We start from the raw sequence: 23,754 nt of genomic DNA on the forward strand, positions 1-23,754 counted from the left end.
GAAAATATTTGCTCGGCCCTTATCTTCTGGGTACCTATCCTTCAATGCGATAGTCCGTGGGGCGCGGGTTCGATCTGATGGGGAGGGAGTGCAGTACCTATCTGGATACAGATCGCCGGTTCCTTCGAAGAGACGATGAAGATGGCGCACGGAGATACCAAGTGCACGCGCCGCAGTCGACCGTGAAAGATGCGGGTTGTAGCGTACACATCGGCGGGTTTCGCTTTGCGACAGACCCAGCATAGGGCGAGCGACTGCTGCGCCTGCCTCGTGGAGCCCACAGGCAACGGCAAATCCGATGCCTGCGGTGGATCCCGTAACCAAGCCGATTTTACCTGATAGGTTGATACTCAACTCGTTTCTGCTGGAAGGTGGGCGGGCGGTGCATTCGTCGCGCCACCATCAGCTTGTTGGACGGAACCGGTGTTTCAGACCCGGTGATGCCGAGGCTCGTCGGTCTGCGCCGGAGTGGCTTACGCGGCCGCGTCCAGCGTATTGAAGGCGGCCCGGTGCGAGGTGACGAAGTCCTGAACGGTCATCTGGAAGCGGTGGGGTGATCGAGCGCGACGAGACCGGGCTCGTGCGGCGCGTGACGATGACGTTTGCGCCTTTGGATTCCGCGGTGTCACTGTCGGCAGGACTTGGCGGCATCGTCGGGGAGGAGTTTGATGGTGATCTCTTTACGACACGTCGGTGAATGAGATCGCGGCCTCCTGATTGCCAGACTGGCGCTCGATCGCACTTAAAGCCGCCGAGGGCTGGGCTACGGCCAGCCCTCGGCCTTTCGTACGCCATCAGCCGCGGAGGAACGCCAGCAGGTCGGCGTTCAAGCGGTCCTTGTCGACATGCAGCAATCCATGCGAGCCGCCTTCGTAAACGATCAGCTTGGCATGCGGAACGAGCCCAGCCGTCAGTTTCGCGGAGATCTCCAGTGGGACGATCTGATCATCGCTGCCGTGGACTACCAGCGCGGGGACGGTGATCTTCTTCAGGTCATCGCGGAAATCGGTCTCCGAGAAGGCGCCAAGCGCATGATAGGCGGCAAGAAACCCGGTTGCCTGCCCCTGCCGCCAGTAGCTCTCCCGCAGGCCTTCCGATACATGCGCGCCCGGACGGTTGAAGCTATAGTACGGCATGGTGACGTCGAGATTCCACTGCGACCGGTTTGTCTGCACGGCGGCGCGGAATGTATCGAACAATTCCTTCTGTGCACCGTTCGGGTTGGTCGTGGTCTTGAGCAGGAAGGGTGTCACCGAGGACACGAAGGCGACTTTTGCGACGCGGCTCTGGCCATGGCGCGCGACATAGCGTGCGACCTCGCCACCACCCATCGAATGACCGACGAAGGTCGCCTCGCGCAGATCGAGTGCCTCGACCAGTTGCGCCAGATCATCGGCGAAGGTGTCGTAGTCGTAACCATCGGAGGGCTGGCTCGATCGGCCAAAACCCCGGCGATCATGGGCGATGACGCGGTAGCCATTCTGCAACAGGAAGAACATCTGGTCCTCCCAGGCGTCGGACGAGAGCGGATAGCCATGGCTGAACACCACGGCCGGACCGGTGCCCCAGTCCTTGTAGTAGAGGCTGGTGCCGTCTTTCGTGATGAGGTGATCGCCGGTTGGCTTGCCGGCACGGTTTGACGCGGGGGTCTTTGCATCCGCCGGATTGGCGCTGGCCCCTGCAGCCGCAAGTCCGACGCCAGCGATGGCGACCCCTTTCAAGAGGTTGCGCCGGGAAGCGCTTTCGGGTGTTGTGATCGTCGACATGAGGAAACTCCGTGAGAAATAAGCCGCCCGCGGCGGCATGATTGTCGAATGCGGATGGGCGTGTTGGCGCGATGGTCGAGCCGCCTCCCTGTCTGGGATCAGAAGCCTAGCCTGCGCAGATCCTCCGTGACGAACGTCTGGCCGCTGCGGTTCTTGACGCTCGGCAGTTCAGAAACCTTCGCGCGCCAGGCATTCAGCGCGGTGTAGGACTCGGGCACAGCAATGCCGGCCGCATCGGCAAACATCAGCCCGGCAAACACAGTGATATCGGCCATCGAGAATACGTCGCCCGCGACGAACGAATGCCCCCGCAACACCGCGTCGAAATACTTCATGCCGGCAATCGCCTTGTCGCGCTGGCGGTTGCCCCATTCCTGGCGGCCAACCCATTCAGGGCTCTTGAACACCTGCAGGTCGGCACCGAGGCCAGGCGTTGCGTGGTGGAAGTAATTGCCGACCGCGTCGAGCAGCTCGGTTTCCGCTCGCTTCTGCATCATGTGGATGACAGCCTTTTCCCTCGGCGTCTTGCCGGTGAGCTTCGGTTCGCCGTCGAGATTATCGAGGTATTCCGTGATGGCGGTGGATTCGGCGATGTAGGTGCTGTCGTCGAGTTGCAGGACCGGCAACACGCCGGAAGGATTCTTTTCGAGGAAAGCCGGCTGTTTGTGTTCGGCGGCGATGAGATCGACGGAGACGAACTCGACCTGGGGTTCGAGCCCCTTCTCGGCGAGGACGATGCGGATGCGGGCCGGATTAGGAAAGCCGGGGCGATCAAAGATTTTCATGAAAGACTCCTTATCTGTCTATCGATAGATAGATTACGGCCCTCGTTTATCTCTTCCCTTTTTCGGCGTCAACAACTATCTATCGAGTGATAGGTGCGGATCAGATGATGGCAAGAACCAAGACGGATATGCGCGAGGCGGTCATGACCGCTGCAAGAGCGACTGTGCAGTCGCGTGGCTACAATGCGCTGAGCTTTCGCGAGCTCGCGAAAGAGGTCGGGATAAAGAGCGCCAGCGTGCACTATCATTTCCCGACCAAGGGTGACCTCGGCGCCGCGTTGGCGCGTCGCTATACCGAGGAGGGGGCAGCCTACTTGGCGGAGCTGCTAGCGACGTCCGAGGGGCCGACCTGGTGCATGGACAGATACACGGAGATCTTTCGCTCTGCCCTGGCCAACGACAATCGCATGTGCCTGTGCGGCATCATGAGCGCGGAACTCGACGACCTTCCTGCGGAGGTCCGGACCGAGGTCGATAAATTTGCCGCGATGAACGTCGGTTGGCTTACAAAGGTGCTTTCACTGACAAAGTCTTCGGCGAGCGAGCAGGATCTGAAGGAGCACGCGATGGCGATCTTCGCTGCCATCGAGGGGGCCCAACTCGTCGCGCGTGGTTGCCGGAACATCGGCATCTATGACCGGGCGATCCGAGCTTATCGGACCACGGGGCTCATCCCATAGGTGGCCGGCGTCGTCTCTGGGCAATTGCACATTGAAAGGCTAAGATTCGGGCAAGTGCCTGACACACCAATGATCAAAAATCGCCCCGCCTCGCTAAACTGACATCACCAAAGCAGTTTATGGGATCAGTCATTTCTGCACGACGCAGAAAAGATTGCCGTCCGGATCCTGCAAGACCATGTAATCGGCGTTCTGCGGGTAGCGCCACGGATATTGTTTCGCCCCAATCGCCAACAGACGGCGAACCTCCTCCTGCTGGCGATCGGTATAAAGGTCCAGGTGCAGCCAGCTTCTCCGCCAGCTCCGGCGGTCGCGAGCCTGAAAGGAAAGATTTGGACCACGGCCTTCGGGATCGCAAAGCACAATCCAATCGCCGCTGGCAGGCGCACGAGGAACATAATGCAAGGCTTCCTGCCAAAACGCGACCATCGGTTCAAATTCGTAGCAGTGGATCACGATCGAACCAATTTTGATCATTCTGTACACTCCGCTACCTGGGCTTTATCTGCGCCTCGCCGACCGGAATGTTTTCTGGGGTCACTTATCGCCGCTTGTCGCATACCATTATCGTTCTGCTGGCTGCAGCGAATGTGTCCAGTGCGCTTCGATATACCTCCTGAGATCTCGGTTCGAAAGGAAGCCTGCCGCGCATGCGGAAGCTCCCTTCCAAAGTTTAATCGCGATGCTCGGGCATTGCCTTCAGCTGGTCCTTTGTCCAAGACGTCACGCCATGGATCTCACCGCTTTCATCGCGCATGAAATCGAGATCGATCACTCGAACGGATACCGGCTTTGCGCCGATGCCAAGGAAGCCGCCGACGTCGATCACCACGCTGCTGCCGCTGCCGGCTCCATGCACGTGGTCAACCGTTCCAACCTTGTGGTCGTCGGCACCATAGATCGATACGCCTTCCAAGTTAGCTTGTGTCAGTTCGTCTTCGGTCAGTCGTATGTGGTTGTTGTGATCCATGAGTTGTTCCTCCTTTTGATCTCGGGTGTAATGTCGATTAGCGATGTGATTGGCGTTGCGTTCCTGTTTGTTCGCGTATTTGGATTGATCGCCACACGGCATGGGTTTCCTCTTCCATTCATCATAAGAACGAACGGCCATGCGAAAGCTTTGTTCCGGGCCGCAACTTCGGGGATAAATTCCTATGACCGACGTCTGCCGGCGTGTCGGCCTGAATGAAACAGCGAGAGAAATCGGAGGATCAGGGATCCGGCGCCGCCTTTGTCGAGCCAGCCACCGGCGACGTAACATTCTCGAAGCCTTAGTAGGCTTATGGGTGTTTGAAACACCGGGCCGACGGTTCCAATCCCTTCAAGAACTACAGGCACTGGATTGCGATTGCTTCAGGTTGAAATCTATTAGACTGGTGCACGACCTAGGATTTATTCGCGGGCGCGACCGGTACCTAAATTCATGACGCGACGAGCCACATATAAGCTGCAGCTGTCCAGGAAAAGCCAAGGCCGCCGCAGCCTTCCCCGGTGACCGGATCGAAATATTCGGCAAAACCCTCCGCCTCGATCGCCGCGATGGTCGACTTGCGCAGCTTCTCGCCATCGTCCACGCGGCCATTGCGCTTCAGGCCGTCAATCAGCAGCCAGTTGATGATCGCCCAGGCCGGGCCGCGCCAGTAGCGTTTCGGCTCCCAGCTGGCAATGCCGGGCTTTACTGTCGGGAAGGCGACTTTCATCCCCTTGGACCATGCCTTCATTTCATCGACGAGAGCGCCGACGACCGCCTTGTCGAGATCGAGCGACAGAAGCGGGATGAAGCCCGCCTGTGTCGGGGCCTCGATATCCTGGCCCGAAACGAGATCGCAGGATACAAAACGCGACAGATCGGGTCGCCACTGGGCGAGGATCGCGTTACGAGTTTTTTCATTGAGCGCGGCGATCTCGGACCTGTCTTCCATGCGGCCGAATTCGTGGGCGAGTGCTTCGAGGTCTTCGCCTGCCTTGAGCAGGATCGCGGTGGTCTGGATCTCGGCGACCTTGAAAGGTGCCTTCGCCCACTGTTTGGCCGGCTCCCAGCCGCAGGCGGCATAGGTGTCAACCAGGTGGATGAAGCGCTGATAGTCCTCGTTGCGGGGACGCATCAAAGCGTTCACATGGCCAGTATCCTTGCGCACGACCGGCGTGTCGGTGGTGATGGGAACGCGGGCGAGCGCGACGTCCCATGCGGGAGAATTGTCGCTGCCGCTTTCCCAGGGATGAAGCAGGGCAACGAGGCCGGTTCCTTCAGGGTCGCGGGCCGCATACCACCAGCGGTGCCATTTCAGGGCCGCCTCATAGAGCGGCAGGGTGCGGGTCTTGTCACCGGTGGCTTCGTGCAGCCTGCGGAGGGCGATGGCGAAAACGGGCGGCTGGGTGATCCCCGAGGTGGGGATCGTATGGCGGGTGCGCCAGACGTTCGGGCCTGGAAAATAGCTATCGCTCGGCTGGTGGAAGACGATATGCGGGATCATTCCGTCCGCCCACTGCCCCTCGATCAGCCGCTCCAGTTCGCGATAGGCGCGGTCCGTATCGTAGAGCGCGAAGCCCATTGCGACGAAGGCGGAATCCCAGTTCCACTGGAAGGGATAGAGCCGGTCCGTCGGCACCGTGTAGCCGCCGCGGTCGTTGGCGACGAGAATGCGCTTGGCTTGATCGATATGCAGGTTCATGTCGGTACTCCGGTATTGGGGAGGGACGCCCCTAGGCCGTCACGGACGGAAAGGATTTGCCGCTTTCGGGGGAAAGCCAGGTGATGCGCTTGCGATCGAGCTTCAGGCCGATCGTATCGCCGCTCCTGACGGTTTCGGAGGCAGGCAGGATGACGCGGACGGGCTGATCGTGGATCGAGCCGGTCAGGAGTAGGTGCGAGCCCATCGGTTCGGCGACCCGCACTTTCATTTCGAGGCCCTCGGGCAGGCTCGTGAGCTCGACCGCCTCGCCGCGCAGGCCGAGGATGATCTCCTTGCCGGTTTCCTGCGGTGCGTTCAGTTGCTCGATACCGGCAGAGACCTGGCCGTTCAGGACGGGTACTTTGATGAAGTTCATCGGCGGATTGCCGATGAACCCGCCGACGAAGCGCGTTGCGGGATGATTGTAGACATCGACCGGCGAGCCGACTTGCTCGACGATCCCTCCGTGCATAACGGCGATGCGGTCGGAAAGGCCCATCGCCTCAGTCTGGTCGTGCGTGACGTAGATCGTCGTCGTGCCGGCCGATTGCAGCACCGTCTTGAGTTCGGTGCGCATTTCGAGGCGAAGCAGCGCATCGAGGTTGGAGAGCGGTTCGTCCATGAGGAGTACCTTGGGCTCGACGGCAAGCGCGCGCGCAACGGCGACGCGCTGGCGTTGGCCGCCCGAAAGCTTGTTCGGATAACGGTCGAGATACTGCTCGATATGCAGCAGGCCGGCGGCCTTTTCGACCTGCGCCTTGATGCGCGCCTGGTCTGCCTTCTGCATGCGCAGCCCGAAGGCGACGTTTTCGTAGACCGTCATATGCGGGAAGATCGCGTAGTTTTGGAAAACCATCGCGAGCCCACGGTCCTTGGGAGCGAGCCCGAGGACCGACTTGTCGCCGATGCGGACATCGCCGCCGGATGCGGTTTCGAGACCGGCAATGATGCGCAGGAGCGTGGTCTTGCCGCAGCCGGACGGGCCGAGAAGCGAGACGAATTCACCGTCGTTGATCGTCAGCGAGACCTCCTTCAGGGCCTGGAATGCCCCGAAACTCTTGCGGACACGGTCGATGACAATATTGGCCATGGAATTGGTCCCGTTATTTGGAGGAAATGCCCCAGATCGCGAAAAGGTAGCGCCTGACCGCGAAGATGAAGACAACCGAGGGAAGGATAAGCATCAGGCCGCCGGCGAAGCGGTAATGCATCGGGCTTTCGGAAAGCACCGACAGCAGATAGGCCGTCAGCGTGCGGTTGCGCACCGTCAGCACCGAGGCAGCGAAGACTTCGTTCCACGAGATGACGAACGCAAAGACGGCCGTTGCGACGATGCCCGGCAAGGCGAGCGGCGCCACGACCTTGAAAAAAGCCTGGATGCGGGTGCAGCCGAAAACCCATGCGGCTTCTTCTAGCTCCTTCGGGACGCCGAGGAAAATGCCCTGGGTCACGAGAGCCGCGAAGGGAAGCGCCAGGACCGTATGGATCAGGCCGACGCCGACGATCGTATCGTAAAGGCCGAGCCGGATGAAGGAGACGGTGAGCGGCAGCGCCAGGATCGCCAGCGGGAAGGCGCGCGTCAGCAGAACCAGCAGCCGGTAGCTGTCCTTGCCCGGAAAATTGTAGCGGGCGAGCGCATAACCCGCCGGCGCCCCGAGCAGGATGGAGAGCGCTACCGTGATGCCCGCGGCGCCCAGCGAATTGAGGAAGGAGCGGACGACCCCTTCCGTCTGCAGGAAGAGGATGAAGGGTTCGAGCGATATGCCGGTCGGCAGGCCGGTCTTCGGCCAGATGTAGACGCCCTGTCGCCCGCCGAGCGCGCCTAGCGCGACGAGATAGATCGGCACCAGAACCCAGGCGCAAAGCGCGGCGATACCGCTCCAGAGCAACCAGCGGCGCGATGAAACGAAGCTTGCGGGATTGGTAGTGGCGGCTGCTTCGGAACTGATGGCTTGCGTGTTCATGGCAGGCGCTCCGGATCGACTTTGAAGGCCCTGAGATAGACGAGGGTTGCGGCGAGCGAGATGACCATGATCAGAACCGCATAGGCGGCCGCGACGCTGTAATTCTGGTTCTGGTTCTGCCAGTTGTAGGCTTCGCCCACGAGGACCGGAAAATTACGACCGCCCAGGGCGTATACGACTGCGAAGACCTCGAAGGCGAGCACGGTGCGCAGGATGAGGGCCGATTGCAGCGCCGGGCGGATCAACGGCAGGGTTATTTTCCAGAAGCGCGTCCAGGGACCGGCCCCGAAGATTTCGGCGGCTTCCTTGAACTCCTTCGGCACCTGGTTGAGGCCGGCGACGATGATGACCATGACGATCGCCGTGCCGCGCCAGATCTCCGCCACCGCGATGGCGATGAAAAGCGCAACCGGCGTCTGGTAGGAGAGCCAACTCGCCTGGCGGCTGATCACGCCGAGGCTGAAGAGCAGCGAGTTGAAATAACCGGTATTCTGGAGGATCGACAGCCAGACGAGGCCGGCGGCGAGGTCCGAAATGCCGAGCGGGATCGTCCAAATCCACAGAATCGTCTCCCGACCGCGGCCGATCTTGGCGACCATCGTGCCCATGGCGAGCGCGATGGCGATCTGGACCGGTACGACCACGATCGTCAGCAGGAACGTGTTGTGCACCGATTGGATGAAATTGATGTCTGTCATCATGCGCTGCATGTTTGCAAGCGACGGTGCGCCGTCATCCGAGACCGCCAGCCAGATCGTCTGCACCAGCGGCACGATGAAAAGCAGGCCGAGGAAAATGACGGATGGCAGGATCAGCAGATAGGGGATCCAGGGTCGGTTTCGGGTCATAGGCTCCCGCCTCGAAAAGCAGGGTTGCAGAAAGAATGACCGGACATTCGCGCCCAGGCACTTCGGGGAGGATTATTGAACCGGGCAGGCGCCGTCACTCTTGGCGTCCGGTGCCCAGCAAGGAGCCTTGGTATCGGTCATCAGCTTGGCCATGACGGCGCCTTGCTTGGCCAGCACGTCGCCGACGGGCTGGTTCTGCAGCACGATCAGCTGGAAGCTGTCCATATAGACCTTGTTGAACTCGCCACCCTTGTCGCCGAGGCCGACTGGGAGAAGCGAGATCACTGCATCCTTGGCCGCCTGGGTCTTGGTGACGGCACCGGCGAGAAGTGCGACGCCCTTGTCGAGATCCGGCGGCAGCTGGACGTTCAGCGTCGGGAAGAAGCCGACCTTGGACGCGGTGAGCAGCTGGATCTTCGGGGTCGTCAGTGTTTCGATGATCTTCATCGCGCCCGCCGCATCCGGGGCACCCTTCGGGATCGAAAGGCCCGCGAGAACGGGCATGTATCCGCGCCCCTTCGGGCCGGCCGGAGACGGGAATACGACATACTCGTCCGGCGAGGCGGAAATGGCATTCTTCAGTCGGGCGACATGGTCCCAGGCGACCATGACTTCACCGGCGGCCAGCGGCTCCTGCATGAAGTCGTAATTGGTCGAGTTGGGGTTTACATAGGCCCAGAGCGCCTTGAGTTTCTCCCAGCCTGCTGCGGCATCGGCGTTCTTGAAGGTGCGCACCACGCCGCCGGTGAAGGACGGGTAGAAATAACCCTGGAAGTAACGTGCCATCAGGCCCTTCGGGCCGGCCGGGAAGCCGATCTGCGGCTGGCCGGTCGCCTGCTGCATGTTCTTGCCCCACTCGATCAGCTGATCGTAGGTGATGGCGTTGATATCGGCGCCCTTCGGCAGGTATTGCAGGGCTTCCTTCTTGGCGGCCATGACATAGGTCGCCTGCATCCACGGAATGTATTGCTGGGTGGATTTTCCGAGCTTGCCGAGATCGAGGAGCGATTGCGGCATGCCGCCGGCGGCGAGCTTCTTAGCGAGATTATCAAGCGGTTCGAGCTGATCCTTGTCGGCGAGTGGTGAAAGCTCGCCGTGCAGCGCGCCGACCAGGCTGACGGTATGCTTGCCGGCCTTGGCCTCGGCTTCCATGCGTACGGCGAACTGCGGCGGTTCTTCGACCACATAATCCACCTTGCCGGCATCCTTCAGCAGGTCCTGCCGCACCACGGTCGCCTCTTCGATCGGGCGAAGCTGGGTGGATACGAAAACTGTCTGGGCAAGCACTGGTGAAGCAAAGGCCAGCACTGTGGAAGCCAGAATTCCGAATGATGTAATACGTTTCATATTCTCTCCTCCTTCATTGTTTTTGTCTGTGATGCACTGTCTGCTCATGCCGCCTTCATCGGACGGCGATGGCTGTCGCGATCGATGAATTCGATCGCGTGAAGCTCCTGCAGTTCCTCCGCAGGCTCGCCGGCGATCGCCCGCAACAGCAGCGAGGCGAAGCTCGCGCCGAGGTTTTCGCCGGTCATGCGCATGGTCGAGAGGGAAGGGCTGGTGAAGGCGCCCGTGGGCAGGTCATCGTGGCCGACAATGCTGATCGCGTTGCCGCCATCGATCTCGCGTAGCGCTCTGAGCGCTCCGATTGCCATTTCGTCCGTGGAGCAAACGAGCGCGGTGGGGCGCGAAGGCTGCCGGAGCAATTCCAGTGCGGCGAGATAACCGCCCTGTTCCGTGGGCGCGCCCTCGGCGCAGAGATCGGCATTCAGACCTGCCTCGTCCATCGCGGCCTTCCAGCCCGTGCGGCGCACATGCGCGAAGTAATATTCCTGCGGCCCGGCAACATGGCCGATGCGGCGGTGGCCGGCGACCTGAAAACGGACCGTTGCCGCGTGGAACCCGGCAAAACCGTCGCCGTCGATATAGGGATGCGGCACGAGGCTTTCGGTGCGGCCGTTGGTGACGAAGGGAATGCCGCGCGACTGGAGAAATTCGACGCGTTCGTCCTTACGCCTGGTGCGGACGAGAAGCATGGCATCGACGCGTTGGCCATCAACGAAACGACGGCAGATGTCGAGTTCGCTTTCACCGCGTGGCACAGGCGCGATGACCAGATTGAGGCCGGCACTCGCAAGATGCTCAGCACAGCTGGAGAGCATGTCGAGGAAATGCGGCGGACCGATATGGCCGGGGTCGCTCGGCAGCGTGACGGCAACCAGTTCCGCACGTTGCTTTCTTAGCCTACGCGCCGATGCGTTTGGGCGGTAGCCAACTTTTTCTGCAGCCTCTCTCACCCGCTTCCGGGTTGCTGCAGAGACATCATCGTAACCGTCGAGTGCACGGGAAACCGTGGTGATCGACAGTCCGAGCGACTGCGCGAGCTGCTTGAGGTTTGCCAAGATCATCCTCCAGAATGGCGCAAAGGATTTGCCAAAACGTTTTGGGAGTCAAGGCAAAACGTTTTGGATCTCATGATGCGCAACCGGCGGGGTCGACGGTTCAGCTCTCTTCAACTGCAAACCGTGTTCTTTCATACCGTGAAGGACGACCATAGAGACACTATGTCTCGAGGTTCTCCGGCTTCGTTGCACGGCGGCGGACTTAAGCCATGACATCAAGAAGGATTTACGGTCGCTCAGGAAGCCTGCGTACAGCCAAACGGAAGAATCGTTCAGCAAAATCCATTCAATTTAAGGATCTTATGCGCTTCGATCGATGCTCGAAGCTCGTCCTCGGACGCGCGGTCGCCTTGGTTGGCATCCGGATGGTGCATTTTGAGCCTTTCCTTATAGCGGCTTTTGATTGCCTCCGGTGTTGCATCCGGCGAAAGACCGAGTGTCTCAAATGCCTTGGCTTCCAGCACCTTGAGTTTGCGTGTCTGGAGTTCAGTGTTTCGCGTTTGGCGCTGCGCGGCAGTTTTGCGGGCATTCAATGCCTTTGCAGAACCAGAACGGACATTGCCGGGGAGCGGAGTTTCGGAACCCTGACTGGCACTAGTCCCCCAGGTCGGACGGTCGCCGGCGGCCGCTTCCCTCTGGTAGCGGGCAATGTCCTTGTCAGATAGATACGTCGCGAAATTGTATCCCCTATTGTACTCCTTCACGTGCTCAAGACAGAAGAACAGATACAGGCCTTCAGCGTCCCGTCCCACCGGCGCGCGGTGCGTACCGTTCTTTTCGCAGCCGTCCCATTGGCATCTAGGACCGGTGGGTTCGCTCTGCGGGGTGGGCCTCTTACGAGTCGATCTAAGGCCAACGAATATTTTCGAATCAGGCGTCATGGCGCCTATATGGCGCGTGGCACGTCATCTCGGCAAGAAATAGCGAATTGGCTGTCAACAGATTCCAGGCAATCCGCGGATATTGGGGCCAATTCATCAACACGCCGCCGAGGTCAACGCAATATCCTTGCAGGAGGCAAATCGTGCCCCGCCGGATCCTGAACCGATAGACTTCGTCAGACGCCGGACGTATGGGTCGGGGCCTTCTCGCTAGGGCGAGCGGATTGAGCTTCGATCGGGTGAAGGCGGATCGCGGCGTATTCGGAGCGCTTCTGGAAAGCTTCGTGTTCGCCGAAGTCCTGAAGCTCATGGATGCGTCCGACTTGCGGCTGGCGTCATATCATTTTCGCGACCAGCCGATGCACGAGGTGGATGTCGTGCTGGAACGCGACGACGGCATAATCGTGGGGATTGAGGTCAAGGCGTCAGCGACGGTGAAGTCTAGCGATTTCGCCGGTCTGCGGACCTTGGCCGAAGCGTGCAAGGAGCATTTCGCCTACGGCGTGGTGCTCTACGACAGCACTGATCTCGTGCCCTTCGGCGACAGGTTGGTCGCAGCTCCATTGTCCGCCTTGTGGGGCTGATGGCCATGACGCAATTAAAATTAGCCGAGACTCGGTTAATGATGGCCGATGAAAGACCCACCGCCACTGAAAAAGCCGAAGGAACAAAAGCTCGGCCGATCGTCGAAACTGCGCTGCCGACACACGTCTCGTAGTCATCGCCGTCCTGCGGCAAGCCGGAAAGACGACTGCGTGAACAGCCTATCGCCCGTCCCGGCTTCAATTCTTCACTGCGGATCGTCAGGTCGCTCCTTGCCGATCTGCTGGTTGCCCTGCCGGAGGATCTGCGTGAACATCTTTCGGCCATCCTTCGATAGCATGTCCGTACCCTCCTGTAGAGCTTCACGCCACGCAGGTCCGCGCTCTTCAGCCTCGTCATAGGCGAGGGCAAAGTCCGAGGCTCGGCGTGTCTTGTACAAGGCTTCGAACAATAGTTCGGCTTGCCGGAGATCTTTGTCCCTCTTCAACGCAAAATGTCCATCTATTCTGCGCTTTGTGGCGATGATCAGCTTATGGACAGCGTACCGAGACGGCTCCGGCACGTTGACCGGGACACCGCTCTTATGAAGCAGCACCGTTCGCATGGGGTCCCGGATCAGGAAGTCGAGGAAGCGAAGCGGATCGGCGCTCGCGCCGCCGAGAGCAGGCATCCTGGAGGGCTGGTCATTGTAATCGTCAGATCCTCGGTTGGAAGTCAGGAACTCCACCCGGTAGCCGCCCTTCGTCTGGAATGCGCTAGACGCCGGGGAGCCCGATCGATGAGGCACCGGGCGGAATGTCGGATCGACTGCCTGCAAGAGATCGAGGATCGGGGGCAGGGTGTCTTCGACCTCGCGAGAGATCGCGTAGTCCTGGGCGATGTCCGCATCCCCGGTGAGGATCGCAGCCATGGGCAGGCGCACGCCGAGGATGCCGGAATAAGTCTGAAAGGCCACCGTGCCGATCAGGACGCCGCGGAGCCGGAATAGGCCAGCGACGGACAGGGCCTCGACGACGTCGCCTGACATCTGATCGGGGGCGATCATGCCTCCTTGCCGAGTGAGGGAGGCCACCATGCGCCTGCGGTCGCGAAGGCTGTCCTTTTCGCGCCTGAAGTCCTCGACGCGCTGCGTGATCTCGGGATCGTCGGAAGGGCCGACGTAGCGCCGCTTCTTCCCCCTCGCACCATCCGGCATGTCGAAATACCAGTAGCGCTTGCCCTTGACCTCGGACGTTAGAAAGCGTCCCTCGGGAGGGAAGTCCGCTGTCCATGCCGCATCCATAGTCCGCTGCGCCAACTCGGCAAGCATCGTCTGGTACATGAGGTCGATGGTCTTCACCGTATCCCCCAGCGAGTTGTGACCACTTTTGCAAATATGGTCATAACTGAAATAGGGGGAAGAGGGAAGAGGGACTGCCGCACGGACTGTCGAGGGATTGTCGGACCGGCATTATACCCCGACAAATGCCTCGCGAGGTAGACGGGCAACGGACGAAATCGCCGTGACGCCCATTCGCCGGTCGCATCCGCATCCATCGCATTGCATACGCGGCATCTTTGTTGTGTACGCTCCGTGAAGCGGATTGTAGCCGCCAAGCTGCGTTTAGAGCATAGATTGATTGTGCCGATCTGCGTTGCAGAACCAGATGGTGCTCCACGCTTAGGTTACTGAGGCCAGGAATCTTCGAGCACCGCGCGGACGATGCGCTGCTCGATCTCGGAACAAGTCTCATCGCACTCCTGCACCAGATCGGAATTGAACGGTTGTCCCTGGAGAGCATCGCGCGTTTCGACTGCTACCTGGTAAGTCTCGAAAAGTTCGAGCTGCCAGCGATCGCGCGCTTCCATAATAAGGTTTCGCATCTGTGGCAATCGCATCGCGAGGCGTCTGCGCCCGGCCTCCTGCCGGTTGGATCGCGCCATCTGCTTTAATCTCCACTACGCCCGTGAGTATGAGCTTCCATTCGCAGGTAGCGCTGGTGGGGGCCATTGAAACGGGTTTAGGACCAAAGGCCGTGGGCCTCAGACTGAAGTCCCTGCCGTGGAACGACCTGCCGGGCGGTCCGTTGGTTCGCCAGCGGTCACAAGATCTGCCTCCGATAGAAGGAGGGAGAAGCGCTTTGGGACAACACCACCAGAACGAGGAGAAAGAACATGGTCCATTCAGCAAAAAGTCCGGTGGCCTGGCCATGTCCCTGATGGCCATTCTGCTCGCGATCCCCGGCCTTCCGGCCACGCTTTTCGTTGCCGGCGCCTGGCATACTGCCGGCCCCGTCTTAGTTCCACAGGTCCAATACCAGGGGGAGGGAAAATGAAGGCGCTCGCATCCGTCGCCTTCGGTATCGTCAGCTCGGTCGGGGCTTGTGTCGCCGTCGCATCTGTCGCGTCCCATGTCGTGGGGGATTCTGAACCGCACGCCTTTAAAGAGCTTGCAGCACATGACCTATGGACGACGAGGCCGGTGAAAGTCGATCCCCGGCAGCAGCACTACGAACGCATTCCGCCGCTTTATTCCAGCTATGTCATCGAAGCGTCGGCGACCACATCAAAGGCCGCGGAGGATTCTGCCCACCCGACACCCCAACGTCCTGCACCTCAGCCAGAGCTTGCGGGAGAGCACTTTGCCTGGTGCGCGCAACACCACCGCTCCTTCAACCCGACAACCAACTTCTATCGATCTTATAGTGGCGGGATCCGAGAATGCTCTTCGCCATTCCAACAGATTGTCTCTGAGGCAGATCAGCCCGTCGGCACGAAGGAAAATGTCCGTTCAGCAGCGTGGTGCGCCGCGCGCTACAAGTCGTATCGACCGGAAGACAATACCTATCAACCGTGGGAAGGGCCGCGGCGCACCTGCAGCCCTCGAGACATCCTTCCCGGTCCAGACCGTGTTGCTATCGGCAAGTGATCATCCGTGCCGTCGGCGAAGTGAGCACAGCGGATATGCCGATTTGGTTAGAGCGACCAACGTCCGCGTTGGAAATACGTCGGTTGCGATAGCCGACTAAATTTGAAGATTGGAGACAGAGATGACGGCCACGCTGATAACAGAAATCCAGCAAGCTCAGTTAAAAGGTTTGTTCTTGAGCAGGGCGGACCGAGGAGCACTTATCGTTCGCATCCTGAATGAGCTGAAGACCCAACGATGGGCACTACTCGGAAATGTGCCGGCCGACCGTTTCGTTTGGATGGACAGGCTGATCGCCCGCGTTTCCTCGACGATGCCTGAAATCGCCGATATGCAGGTTGCCGATTTCAACCGTGTTCTTAGCGAGTTCGAAAAGCTTATGGCGACGCTCGACGGCATTTCGCATACCGCCACCCGGCATTGAAGCAGGTTCCATTCTATCGAGACGTTTTGTTCTTCTAACCGGCTTAATCGACGCACGAATGCGTATGGTCGGCAAAATAGTTCAACGCGTGGATGACCGTCCGCTCTCATCCGACTTGCTGGCTAGCGGTGCCAATGAGGCCACGCTCTTGGCTGTCATGCGTCGCGCTTTGACTTCGCACGGCTAGTGCCGGCGGACCTCACGTTCCGATTTCCCGATCGTCATAGGTTCCAGCGATTCCATCGTGGTTCAGCGATACCGATCTCATGCTTTCTATCTGCTCGAAACGATGTTGGGCGAGACGTTTGCGATGTCCTTTCTTGCGAAGCTTGAACCAGGCGGTGAGGTCGAGAAAATTCATAATTTGGTTGGTCGATTTTTGATGGCCGGGAAGCGCGCCTAGCCTTTATCCCACCTCTTTAAGTTGCTTATCCTTCGTTCGGCAAAATTCGATCAACTGCTTTGAGGACATTGGTCGTGCCAGAGCGTAACCTTGCAGCAAATGGCAACCGAGCTCTCTCAGGATCTTCGCATGCTTCATTGTCTCCACGCCTTCGGCGACGATGTCGATGTTCTGCGACCGGCCGATTTCGATAATCGAGGAGACCAGGCGGCGCTGAGACGGAGATGTGACGATCGGGTTGATAATTTCCCGATCGATTTTAAGCCTTCGTGGCTCAAATCTAAGCAAACTAACGATACTGGCGTGTCCGGTGCCGAAATCGTCGATCTCGATTTCAATACCGAGCTCTTTGACGGCCGGAATTATCTCATTCAGAACGGGTTGAAGATCGTCGAAGGAGATTGTTTCAAGCAGCTCAAAACACAGGCGACCCTTGGCCATAGGAAGCTTAGACAGTTCGGCAAGCAGATTTGCCTGCGCCAGTCGACGCGCCGAAATATTGACCGAGACGCGCGGGATACGCATTCCCAGGCTGTCCCATCTTGCAAGCTCGAACAGGGCCTTTTGCAGGATCAGCCTGTCCATGTCGCCGGAGCGTCCCAAATTTTCCGCGACAGCGAGAAATTTATCCGGGGCGAGCAGACCTTTTTGCGGATGATCCCAACGGGCAAGGGTCTCGACGCCCGCGATATCCAACGTCTCTGCATGAAACTGCGGCTGGAAGAATGCAACCAGTTCATCGCGATCAAGCGCATGATTGAATTCGGCCGCCAATTCCTTCGTATGGATTGCAGCACTGCGAAGCTCCTCAGTGAAAACGGCCGCCCGGCCGCGGCCCGTCTTCTTCGCTTCGTATAGAGCCAAATCGGCATTGAGACGCAGCTGACTGGGGTTCCGCTGTGCACGCTCAGTTTCCCAGGCGACGCCGACGCTTGCGCCGACCACACACTCTGAACCATCAACGAATACGGGCTGCTTGAGTGTATCGACAATCTGGTGGGCCAATTCGGTTGCCCTAGGCGCGGGATGGGCGCTCCAGCTAGCGAAGATGAACTCATCTCCACCGATCCGAGCCGCTACGTCATTTGGGCCGGCCAAATTGACAAGGCGCGAAGCCGCCGCCTGCAAGACTATATCACCTCCGGCATGTCCCTTCGTGTCGTTGATCTCCTTAAATCGATCCAGGTCGATATGAATGAGTATCAGACAATTTTCTGAACCGGGGCTCGGCGATTGCGAGATCATCCGATCAATAAATCGGCGATTGGGAAGCCCCGTGAGTGAGTCATGCAACGACAGGTATTCGAGCCTTTGCCGTGCTCGAACGAGCTTTTTCTTGTGAAGGCGAAGTTTTTCGATGGTTCTTTGGCGTGATTTGGTCAGAAAGCCTACCCAGACAATCGGCGCAACGACACACAAGGACAATAGACATGCATAGAGCTCGAAAGTCGCCATGCCGCTCTTTTGGCCCCATCCATCCTTCGGCACCGCGACAAGGGTCCATCGGCCATAAGTCATATCAACGGATGTAACGACCGGATTCTTCGAAAAAGTTTCCAGGTCGCCGAGAAAAACTTGTTTGGCCAGCCTCGGCTCCGATACGTCGCTGATGGCAATCTCAAGGTCGGTTGATCCAAGGCCGCTATCTTGGTAGAGCCTCGGTATGTCTACGATTCCAGAAACAAGACCCCAGAAGATCTGACTTGTTCTGTCATTGATATAAACCGGGCACCTGACCACGAAAGCCGTTCCGCCTTGGATCAGGTCCACTGGGCCTGCCAGGACGATATTGTGGGTATTGCGCGCCAGCATCGCGCTATCCCGTTGCTTTTCGTTCGTTCGATAATCGAGTCCGATCGCTTTTTCGTTTCCTTTTTCTGGATAAACCCACTTGACCACCATGCCGGGCGCTGCGGCGAAGCTTCGCAGCTGTGAATCCGGCTGCAAAATCTCCGCAGCGAGTTTGGAAAAAGTATTCTGGTCCATCGTCGGGTTGACTGCGATACCGGCCGCCAGGCCTTGCAGCAGCTTCACATTGCTGTTGAGGTTCGTCTGAAGCCGCGATGATATGGTGGCAAGCTCACCGGCAACTGCTGAGCGTTCGTCGGCTAGTGATCGTTCCAGCCGCCAGTTCGTTGCAACATAGACGACGATTACTGCGATGGTTGCCGCAAATATTGCCGGAGCAAATGCGCTAGCATGGTTTACTGCAGAACTCGCCAAGCCGCGCAATATCTTTGGTTTTCTTCGAAACTTCATCAGGTTGCCGGTAAAGGAGACAGACCTGCATCCTCACACAGTTTCTTTAAAGCAACGCTAAAGTCCACGAGCCAACCTGCCATCAAGGAAAACTGCGCGCTCGTCTTGAATCGCGGGATTGGATATTGTGATCATCAGATGCTCAGTTCTGGCATTGAGACAACGCTACTTGATCAACGTTGGTTGAAGGCGCTTTTGCGAGAAATATGGGCGCTAAAGTGGGCTTCCAGAATAATGCGTTCTAGACCACATAGCTTGACTGGGTCACAGGTTCCAATCCGTTCAACTGCAAAGGCATCTGCAGCCCTAGGGGCTAACACGGTCTTAGAAGCCATCATTGCGGATGGCTGAAATCAGACATAGTTTGGGCAGCACCGCTGTGGGGCCTGTCAACTCTCGCTTTACTGGGGATTTAGGCGACCAAGGCGCAAGAACGCGAGCACACTGATCTACGCATTCCAGAGCATCAGATGTGTTCACACCTTAGTTGCCCTTCGGTTCGACAGAAACTGTCGCGGTCCTCCCCGCAATCAGCCGAACTGCGTTTGGAACATCATCGATCTCGATCCGCACCGGAATTCTCTGGGCCAGACGGACCCATGAGAATGTCGGAACCACGCTTGCGAGCGAGCCTGCAGAGTCATTTCGCTCCCGATCTTCAATTCCGGCGGCGATACCTGCCACATGCCCCATGACCGATTGCGACTCGCCCATGATATCGATCCTCACTCGATCGCCGAGGTGGATTCGTGGGAAGCATGGCCGCCAGGAATGTCTTCAATGAAAAGATCACGTTTCCGGTGGTCACGATCGATCGACCGTTCACAAATCATCTCCTCGCTCAGAGCTTCTCTGCGTAATGTCTCGTCCATCGCCGGAGGTGGTGAGATCGTAGATCGTGGGCGAAACGTAACAGAAGAACGGCGCCGCAATGCAGGCATGAAGATAAGCTTCCGCAGGATCAGCATATGAAATGATTAGCATATTCGTCGCCGGAGATGTCAGCAAGGCACGAAACCTTGAGACGAACGAGCCGGCTTTCTCGAGCGTGGTGTGAATAAGTCGTCCAACCAACCGCGTTTTCGGCGGCGGTAATGTGCTTTTAACCGGCGATAGTGTGGCCGTGGCAGGATCATATAGCGGGACCGCCATCATCATCTCCTAACTTCGTGTCTGATCGAAATCTATCGACAAAGCTCCTCGATGAATTTAGATATTCTCTCTAATGATAGCGAAATTCCACCAATTCCCGATATCCCTTGCTTTGGCACGGGACGATGATGATATCGACAAGTCTACGGCGCGACTGAACGCTGTGAGGATCGATGTCTCGCAGAACGAGCGCGAGGCCCCCGAACATCGTCATCGTAAAGGGCAGCTCGTCATGCCCGAGCACGGAGGCGTGACATGTCGTGTCCCAAACGGGATGTGGATGGTTCCGCCCCGCTGCGGTGTGTGGGTTCCGGGGGGCATGCCCCATAGCAATGTAGCGACCGCCAATGCACGTTTGTTCTTTCTGTTCATTGAGCCGGGCGCCGCCGATCTGCCGGAGCGGTGCTGCACGCTTTCTCTGTCTCCTCTTGTCAGGGAGCTTATCATTGAGATGGCGGATCATTCCGAGGTAGCGACGGCGGATGCTGAACTCATCACAACACTGCTTCTATCGGCTTTGTCGCGGATGCCGGTGGAGCATCTCCATCTACCACTGACGGCCGAACCGCGACTGGGACGCATCGCATCGGCATTGGTCGATGATCCATCGGATCGGAGCACGATCGAACAATGGGCGAAGCGAATGGCAATGAGCGAGAACTCGCTCGCTCGTCTTGTTCAGCAGGAGACGGGACTCACCTTCGGACGTTGGCGACAGCAATTGCAGTTGATCGTCGCAATCCGCAGCCTTTCAGCCGGGGCAACGGTTCAGCGGGTATCTGCGGACCTTGGATATGAGTCGGTGTCTGCATTCATCACCATGTTCAAGAAAGCGCTCGGCGCATCGCCAGCAAAATATTTAAGGAACTTTGACCGGTAAACGCCAGGGAATACGATTGCAGAAGCACCCTACAGGAGATGAAACATGTTCACACACGTCATGATCGGCAGCAACGACTTAGAGCGGGCCAGAAGCTTCTACGACGCCACATTCGCGGCGTTAGGCGGCAAGCCTGGCGAGATGGATGCGAGAGGCAGGCTGATCTACGCTCACGAGGGGGGCCGGCTGATGATCACGAAGCCGATCAACGGTAAGCCGGCGACTGCTGCCAACGGGGGGACGATCGGTATCGCCGCCGCGAGCCGCGACCATGTTCTAGCGTGGCATGCCGCCGGTACCGCGCATGGTGGCACGGCAATCGAGAGCCCGCCCGCGGAGCGTCCGAACGGGGCATTCGTTGCATATCTTCGCGACCCTGACGGGAACAAGCTGACTGCACGATCTCACCCGACGAAATGAGATAGGTGTGCGTACCGCCTGCTGGACAGCGTGATCAATGGTTAGAAGCGAGCAGGCATGGGATGGGATGGCGGCTCCGGATAGCTTCCGGACTATCGCAGCGGATGTTTTCGCGTTCCCAGTTGGGGTTAGAAGCTGAAAGCAGATGGCCAGCCCCGGATCGTCCTCTCCCGGCAGCCCAAGTTCCTGGCCCACCAAAAGAATATGTTGCGCGGGGAGCATGTAAGGAGCCGACGTATTAGCGAGATCACAGCCGTCGCAGGTGCTGTGCAGCACCAGGGCCGGAACTCAGATTAGCGGCTTCTCGGCAAGCTCGCGCTCGACAGCCTCATGTCCGGGGCGCCTGGCGTTTCGTTCCGGCGCTGCAGATGGCAATGAATGCTGGTTCGTGCCCAATCATCGTTTTGAAGTGACGGCGCCATAGCGTCGAAATCCTGTCACTTCGTGAGCCAATCTGGAGACCAAATCGCCCAAGGGCTTCGAAAGACGTAACCGGTCCTGGTCCACCGCCTCCTGTCCTTACCTGAGAGCGACCACCAACTCGTACCAAATGGTTTCGCCAGTTCGTAGTTCATCTCCTTCACCGGCAGGGAGGTAACATATTCAGCAGCCATCGACGCGAGACCCCGCAAACGCGCTGTGAGAAGTGCCGCCACGCCATGGCCGGCGCGGGCTTTTGTACTATGCTCGACGCTCAGACTAGCAGGCTGGAACAATATTCCACATCGGCAGTTGATCATGAGGGAAATTAAGGAGGAAACGCAAATGCGAAAGCTAATTATTGCCTGCGCGGCCGCCGTTACTATTGGTGCTGCTTTGCCTGCTTCGGCTGAGGAGGTAATCGTCGACGGACCTTCCTATGATCAAGGCTATCGTCACCATCGTCATCACCACCCGTATGTTGCGCTGAGCGATCGAGGCATCTCAGTCGGATCGGTTCGTGATCGCGACCGTTACGATCGCTATAATGATCGCGGCCGATGTGTGACTAGGACCGTCACTCGCACCGATGAAAACGGCGATCGGGTCACCAGGACCATGAGGCGCTGTGAATAGCGTCGTCAATGCGGGTTCACAAACCTACGAACTTTGCTCGTCCCGACAACATAGGTGCCTGCTTGGCACCTAATCGGCGGACGAAAACGTCAAGCTGCCAGGCTATCTCGGTTTGCGCCGGAATGCGCTGAAGCGGGTCTTGATGTTGCCATGTCGGTCCGCGGTTCGGTCAATGTCCTTGCGAGGGACTCTTCGTCAATGATCGATCCGCGGAATTCGACGCGATTGTGGTGGCGACAGGCTATAGGCCGTCTCTTGAGACATTTCTGCCAGATTTCGCGGACCGATTTTCGAATGCCGGGAAGCCGGCCAGGGGCGAGCTTCGGTGCCGATCCATGTAAATTGACCGCGAACAGCCTCCGGATTCTTCGCTGTTTCAGCTACAGTAGCTGCACGGTCTGCTAGATCGTGACGGGCATTCTATGTCGGCGGGAAGTATGCTTCCGCAATTCCTATTCTCATATGCGCCATCGGCTCTCCGGCCTATTCTAACCCGCACTGGAATGGTCATTAATCCAATAAGAACAGGCGTGTTTGAACGGATTTCAGCGGGCGTGTTCGATAGCCGGCGCGTCGGCTGTTGCCCGTTCGCAAGTACATGCTCACTTCGAGCATCGACGGCGATTTGCGAGAAGTCTGGGCGTTGAACCACGTTTGCAGATAAAGCGTTAGAGTAGTGCTATCTTATCGGTATTCAGTCGGGTTGCGGCGCGCAGGTCGTTTCTCCCTCGGAAAGTTCGCAGGCCAACAAGACCGGTTGGTCGACGCTCGGCACGGGCCGCACGTTCAGGAGAACCTCCACGGCGGCTGCGGCGATCTTCCGGATCGGCTGTTTCACGGTCGTCAGGCGCGGGATCGTCATAGTGGAGAGCGGGATGCCGTCGAATCCAAGGACGGAAAGCGCTGCCGGTATCGGGATGCCAAGATCATATGCCGCCCTCATGCAGCCGATCGCCTGCTGATCCGAGCTCGCAAAGATGGCGGTGGGACGCTCGTTGCGAGCGCGCGCGAGCAGATAATTTCCGGCCAATCGTCCGCTTTCATAATCGAAGCTGGCCTCGGCGACCAGCGGCGGGGTTGCGCCTCCTTCGTTATCGCCGGCTTGTTTTATAGCATCGATATAGCCCTTGAGGCGATCGTTGGCGGGAACGGAATGCTCAGGCCCTGAAATGAAGCCGATGCGGCGATGCCCTAGCTTCATGAGATACTCGACGCCAAGGCGAACGCCGTTGCGGTGATCCGACGCTATGCCCGAATAGCCCGGCATGAGACGGTCGACGACGACGATTGGTAGTCCTTTCGGCAGCCTGATCGCATGGAAATCGTTGCTCGGAACGAGAATGATGCCGTCCACCTTGCGGCTCGTCAGTTGCCGGATACGGTCGGCCTCCTTCGTCGCATGATCGAAGGATGTCATGACGATGATGTTGTAGCCGTGCGTCGCGGCAGCTTGTTCGGCAGATTGGACGAGTTCGGAGAAGAATGGATTAGTCAGGTCCGGGATAACGATGCCGATAAGGCGGCTGACCTTGCTGCGCATGCTTCTTGCGGACGGATCGGGCGTATAGCCGAGTTCTTCTATGATGGCATTGACCCTCGTCCTCAATTCATGCGTAACGGAGGGGTGATCATTCAAGACTCTCGAAACGGTCCCGGTAGAGACTCCTGCGAGCTTGGCGACGTCTCGAATTCCGACCTTCGGCATAATAGA

Annotated in this window: 21 protein-coding genes and 2 pseudogenes; 7 read left to right on the top strand and 16 right to left on the bottom strand. The window is 58.6% G+C overall.

The genetic code is table 11. The features are described from left to right. Nucleotides 1-553 precede the first annotated feature (553 nt). Nucleotides 554-697, top strand: coding sequence for a hypothetical protein (locus tag FP026_RS30390; RefSeq protein ID WP_188112705.1), 144 nt, complete (start codon nt 554-556; stop codon nt 695-697). A gap of 97 nt (nt 698-794) precedes the next feature. Here the strand turns inward: FP026_RS30390 and FP026_RS27400 are convergent, their stop codons facing one another. Both FP026_RS27400 and FP026_RS27405 read right to left on the bottom strand, forming a co-directional pair. Then, nucleotides 795-1,766, bottom strand: a complete 972-nt coding sequence (locus FP026_RS27400; RefSeq protein WP_149637723.1) for an alpha/beta fold hydrolase — start codon at nt 1,764-1,766, stop codon at nt 795-797. Nucleotides 1,767-1,864: 98 nt separating this feature from the next. Continuing rightward, nucleotides 1,865-2,551, bottom strand: a complete 687-nt coding sequence (locus tag FP026_RS27405; RefSeq protein ID WP_149637724.1) for a glutathione S-transferase family protein — start codon at nt 2,549-2,551, stop codon at nt 1,865-1,867. A gap of 104 nt (nt 2,552-2,655) precedes the next feature. Here FP026_RS27405 and FP026_RS27410 point away from each other — a divergent pair, with 104 nt between their 5' ends. Then, entirely contained in the window at nt 2,656-3,231 is a 576-nt protein-coding gene (locus tag FP026_RS27410; protein WP_149637725.1) for a TetR/AcrR family transcriptional regulator, read from the top strand. A gap of 129 nt (nt 3,232-3,360) precedes the next feature. On the opposite strand, the gene FP026_RS27415 is transcribed toward FP026_RS27410, so the two are convergent. The 9 genes from FP026_RS27415 to FP026_RS27455 all read right to left on the bottom strand — a co-directional run bounded on the left by FP026_RS27415 (nt 3,361) and on the right by FP026_RS27455 (nt 11,998). Then, nucleotides 3,361-3,708: a VOC family protein gene (locus FP026_RS27415; RefSeq protein ID WP_149637726.1), complete on the bottom strand. Its 348-nt coding sequence runs from the start codon at nt 3,706-3,708 to the stop codon at nt 3,361-3,363. A 196-nt stretch (nt 3,709-3,904) separates the two neighbouring features. Further along, nucleotides 3,905-4,201, bottom strand: a complete 297-nt coding sequence (locus FP026_RS27420; RefSeq protein WP_149637799.1) for a PRC-barrel domain-containing protein — start codon at nt 4,199-4,201, stop codon at nt 3,905-3,907. A gap of 451 nt (nt 4,202-4,652) precedes the next feature. Beyond that, on the bottom strand, nt 4,653-5,903 hold the full coding sequence (locus tag FP026_RS27425; RefSeq protein ID WP_149637727.1) for an MGH1-like glycoside hydrolase domain-containing protein: 1,251 nt from the start codon (nt 5,901-5,903) through the stop codon (nt 4,653-4,655). Nucleotides 5,904-5,934: 31 nt separating this feature from the next. Next, nucleotides 5,935-6,993 carry an ABC transporter ATP-binding protein gene (locus FP026_RS27430; RefSeq protein ID WP_149637728.1) on the bottom strand — a complete coding sequence of 353 codons (1,059 nt, stop codon included), beginning with the start codon at nt 6,991-6,993 and terminating at the stop codon, nt 5,935-5,937. A gap of 13 nt (nt 6,994-7,006) precedes the next feature. Then, nucleotides 7,007-7,867 (bottom strand): carbohydrate ABC transporter permease, encoded by an 861-nt coding sequence (locus FP026_RS27435; RefSeq protein ID WP_149637729.1) that lies wholly within the window; start codon nt 7,865-7,867, stop codon nt 7,007-7,009. Next, nucleotides 7,864-8,715: a carbohydrate ABC transporter permease gene (locus tag FP026_RS27440; RefSeq protein ID WP_149637730.1), complete on the bottom strand. Its 852-nt coding sequence runs from the start codon at nt 8,713-8,715 to the stop codon at nt 7,864-7,866. Before FP026_RS27440 ends, FP026_RS27435 begins: the two co-directional genes overlap by 4 nt. A gap of 72 nt (nt 8,716-8,787) precedes the next feature. After that, complete coding sequence (locus tag FP026_RS27445; protein WP_149637731.1) at nt 8,788-10,062, bottom strand: ABC transporter substrate-binding protein; 1,275 nt, start codon at nt 10,060-10,062, stop codon at nt 8,788-8,790. 44 nt (nt 10,063-10,106) lie between these two features. Then, a complete protein-coding gene (locus FP026_RS27450) occupies nt 10,107-11,117 on the bottom strand; it encodes a LacI family DNA-binding transcriptional regulator (RefSeq protein ID WP_149637732.1) in 1,011 nt (336 codons plus the stop codon). Between the two features lie 272 nt (nt 11,118-11,389). Further along, on the bottom strand, nt 11,390-11,998 hold the full coding sequence (locus FP026_RS27455; RefSeq protein ID WP_149637733.1) for a J domain-containing protein: 609 nt from the start codon (nt 11,996-11,998) through the stop codon (nt 11,390-11,392). A 200-nt stretch (nt 11,999-12,198) separates the two neighbouring features. Between FP026_RS27455 and FP026_RS27460 the strand changes: the two are divergent. Continuing rightward, nucleotides 12,199-12,582: pseudogene (locus tag FP026_RS27460) on the top strand (DUF4143 domain-containing protein); the annotation flags it as partial. Nucleotides 12,583-12,788: 206 nt separating this feature from the next. On the opposite strand, the gene FP026_RS27465 reads toward FP026_RS27460, so the two are convergent. Together FP026_RS27465 and FP026_RS27470 are read right to left on the bottom strand one after the other, a co-directional pair. Further along, nucleotides 12,789-13,880, bottom strand: a complete 1,092-nt coding sequence (locus FP026_RS27465; protein ID WP_149637735.1) for a nucleotidyltransferase family protein — start codon at nt 13,878-13,880, stop codon at nt 12,789-12,791. Nucleotides 13,881-14,206: 326 nt separating this feature from the next. Continuing rightward, on the bottom strand, nt 14,207-14,464 hold the full coding sequence (locus tag FP026_RS27470; RefSeq protein ID WP_149637736.1) for a hypothetical protein: 258 nt from the start codon (nt 14,462-14,464) through the stop codon (nt 14,207-14,209). A gap of 388 nt (nt 14,465-14,852) precedes the next feature. Here FP026_RS27470 and FP026_RS27480 point away from each other — a divergent pair, with 388 nt between their 5' ends. Together FP026_RS27480 and FP026_RS27485 are read left to right on the top strand one after the other, a co-directional pair. Next, nucleotides 14,853-15,449: a BA14K family protein gene (locus FP026_RS27480; RefSeq protein WP_149637738.1), complete on the top strand. Its 597-nt coding sequence runs from the start codon at nt 14,853-14,855 to the stop codon at nt 15,447-15,449. A 121-nt stretch (nt 15,450-15,570) separates the two neighbouring features. Continuing rightward, nucleotides 15,571-15,873, top strand: a complete 303-nt coding sequence (locus FP026_RS27485; protein ID WP_149637739.1) for a hypothetical protein — start codon at nt 15,571-15,573, stop codon at nt 15,871-15,873. 406 nt (nt 15,874-16,279) lie between these two features. Here the strand turns inward: FP026_RS27485 and FP026_RS27490 are convergent, their stop codons facing one another. Further along, on the bottom strand, nt 16,280-18,535 hold the full coding sequence (locus tag FP026_RS27490) for a bifunctional diguanylate cyclase/phosphodiesterase (protein WP_149637740.1): 2,256 nt from the start codon (nt 18,533-18,535) through the stop codon (nt 16,280-16,282). 483 nt (nt 18,536-19,018) lie between these two features. Then, nucleotides 19,019-19,288: pseudogene (locus tag FP026_RS27495) on the bottom strand (HlyD family secretion protein); the annotation flags it as partial. A 472-nt stretch (nt 19,289-19,760) separates the two neighbouring features. On the opposite strand from FP026_RS27495, the gene FP026_RS27500 reads away from it, so the two are divergent. After that, a complete protein-coding gene (locus FP026_RS27500; protein ID WP_149637741.1) occupies nt 19,761-20,567 on the top strand; it encodes an AraC family transcriptional regulator in 807 nt (268 codons plus the stop codon). Nucleotides 20,568-20,612: 45 nt separating this feature from the next. After that, nucleotides 20,613-20,987 (top strand): VOC family protein, encoded by a 375-nt coding sequence (locus FP026_RS27505; RefSeq protein WP_149637742.1) that lies wholly within the window; start codon nt 20,613-20,615, stop codon nt 20,985-20,987. Nucleotides 20,988-22,737: 1,750 nt separating this feature from the next. On the opposite strand, the gene FP026_RS27520 is transcribed toward FP026_RS27505, so the two are convergent. After that, nucleotides 22,738-23,748, bottom strand: a complete 1,011-nt coding sequence (locus FP026_RS27520) for a LacI family DNA-binding transcriptional regulator (RefSeq protein WP_149637743.1) — start codon at nt 23,746-23,748, stop codon at nt 22,738-22,740. Nucleotides 23,749-23,754: the final 6 nt, after the last annotated feature.

Source organism: Martinezella tropici, from assembly GCF_008370325.1.
In the GTDB taxonomy this organism is placed as follows: Bacteria; Pseudomonadota; Alphaproteobacteria; order Rhizobiales; family Rhizobiaceae; genus Rhizobium; species Rhizobium tropici_B.

What these genes read in the sequence shown, in the direction of transcription:
- FP026_RS27440 (WP_149637730.1), bottom strand. Translation starts at nt 8,715, where the DNA reads ATGACCCGAAACCGACCCTGGATCCCCTATCTGCTGATCCTGCCATCC.
- FP026_RS27485 (WP_149637739.1), top strand. Translation starts at nt 15,571, where the DNA reads ATGACGGCCACGCTGATAACAGAAATCCAGCAAGCTCAGTTAAAAGGT.
- FP026_RS27505 (WP_149637742.1), top strand. Translation starts at nt 20,613, where the DNA reads ATGTTCACACACGTCATGATCGGCAGCAACGACTTAGAGCGGGCCAGA.
- FP026_RS27470 (WP_149637736.1), bottom strand. Translation starts at nt 14,464, where the DNA reads ATGGCGCGATCCAACCGGCAGGAGGCCGGGCGCAGACGCCTCGCGATG.
- FP026_RS27435 (WP_149637729.1), bottom strand. Translation starts at nt 7,867, where the DNA reads ATGAACACGCAAGCCATCAGTTCCGAAGCAGCCGCCACTACCAATCCC.
- FP026_RS27400 (WP_149637723.1), bottom strand. Translation starts at nt 1,766, where the DNA reads ATGTCGACGATCACAACACCCGAAAGCGCTTCCCGGCGCAACCTCTTG.
- FP026_RS27425 (WP_149637727.1), bottom strand. Translation starts at nt 5,903, where the DNA reads ATGAACCTGCATATCGATCAAGCCAAGCGCATTCTCGTCGCCAACGAC.
- FP026_RS27405 (WP_149637724.1), bottom strand. Translation starts at nt 2,551, where the DNA reads ATGAAAATCTTTGATCGCCCCGGCTTTCCTAATCCGGCCCGCATCCGC.
- FP026_RS27430 (WP_149637728.1), bottom strand. Translation starts at nt 6,993, where the DNA reads ATGGCCAATATTGTCATCGACCGTGTCCGCAAGAGTTTCGGGGCATTC.
- FP026_RS27410 (WP_149637725.1), top strand. Translation starts at nt 2,656, where the DNA reads ATGATGGCAAGAACCAAGACGGATATGCGCGAGGCGGTCATGACCGCT.
- FP026_RS27500 (WP_149637741.1), top strand. Translation starts at nt 19,761, where the DNA reads ATGATAGCGAAATTCCACCAATTCCCGATATCCCTTGCTTTGGCACGG.
- FP026_RS27490 (WP_149637740.1), bottom strand. Translation starts at nt 18,535, where the DNA reads ATGAAGTTTCGAAGAAAACCAAAGATATTGCGCGGCTTGGCGAGTTCT.
- FP026_RS27415 (WP_149637726.1), bottom strand. Translation starts at nt 3,708, where the DNA reads ATGATCAAAATTGGTTCGATCGTGATCCACTGCTACGAATTTGAACCG.
- FP026_RS27520 (WP_149637743.1), bottom strand. Translation starts at nt 23,748, where the DNA reads ATGCCGAAGGTCGGAATTCGAGACGTCGCCAAGCTCGCAGGAGTCTCT.
- FP026_RS27455 (WP_149637733.1), bottom strand. Translation starts at nt 11,998, where the DNA reads ATGACGCCTGATTCGAAAATATTCGTTGGCCTTAGATCGACTCGTAAG.
- FP026_RS27420 (WP_149637799.1), bottom strand. Translation starts at nt 4,201, where the DNA reads ATGGATCACAACAACCACATACGACTGACCGAAGACGAACTGACACAA.
- FP026_RS27480 (WP_149637738.1), top strand. Translation starts at nt 14,853, where the DNA reads ATGAAGGCGCTCGCATCCGTCGCCTTCGGTATCGTCAGCTCGGTCGGG.
- FP026_RS27445 (WP_149637731.1), bottom strand. Translation starts at nt 10,062, where the DNA reads ATGAAACGTATTACATCATTCGGAATTCTGGCTTCCACAGTGCTGGCC.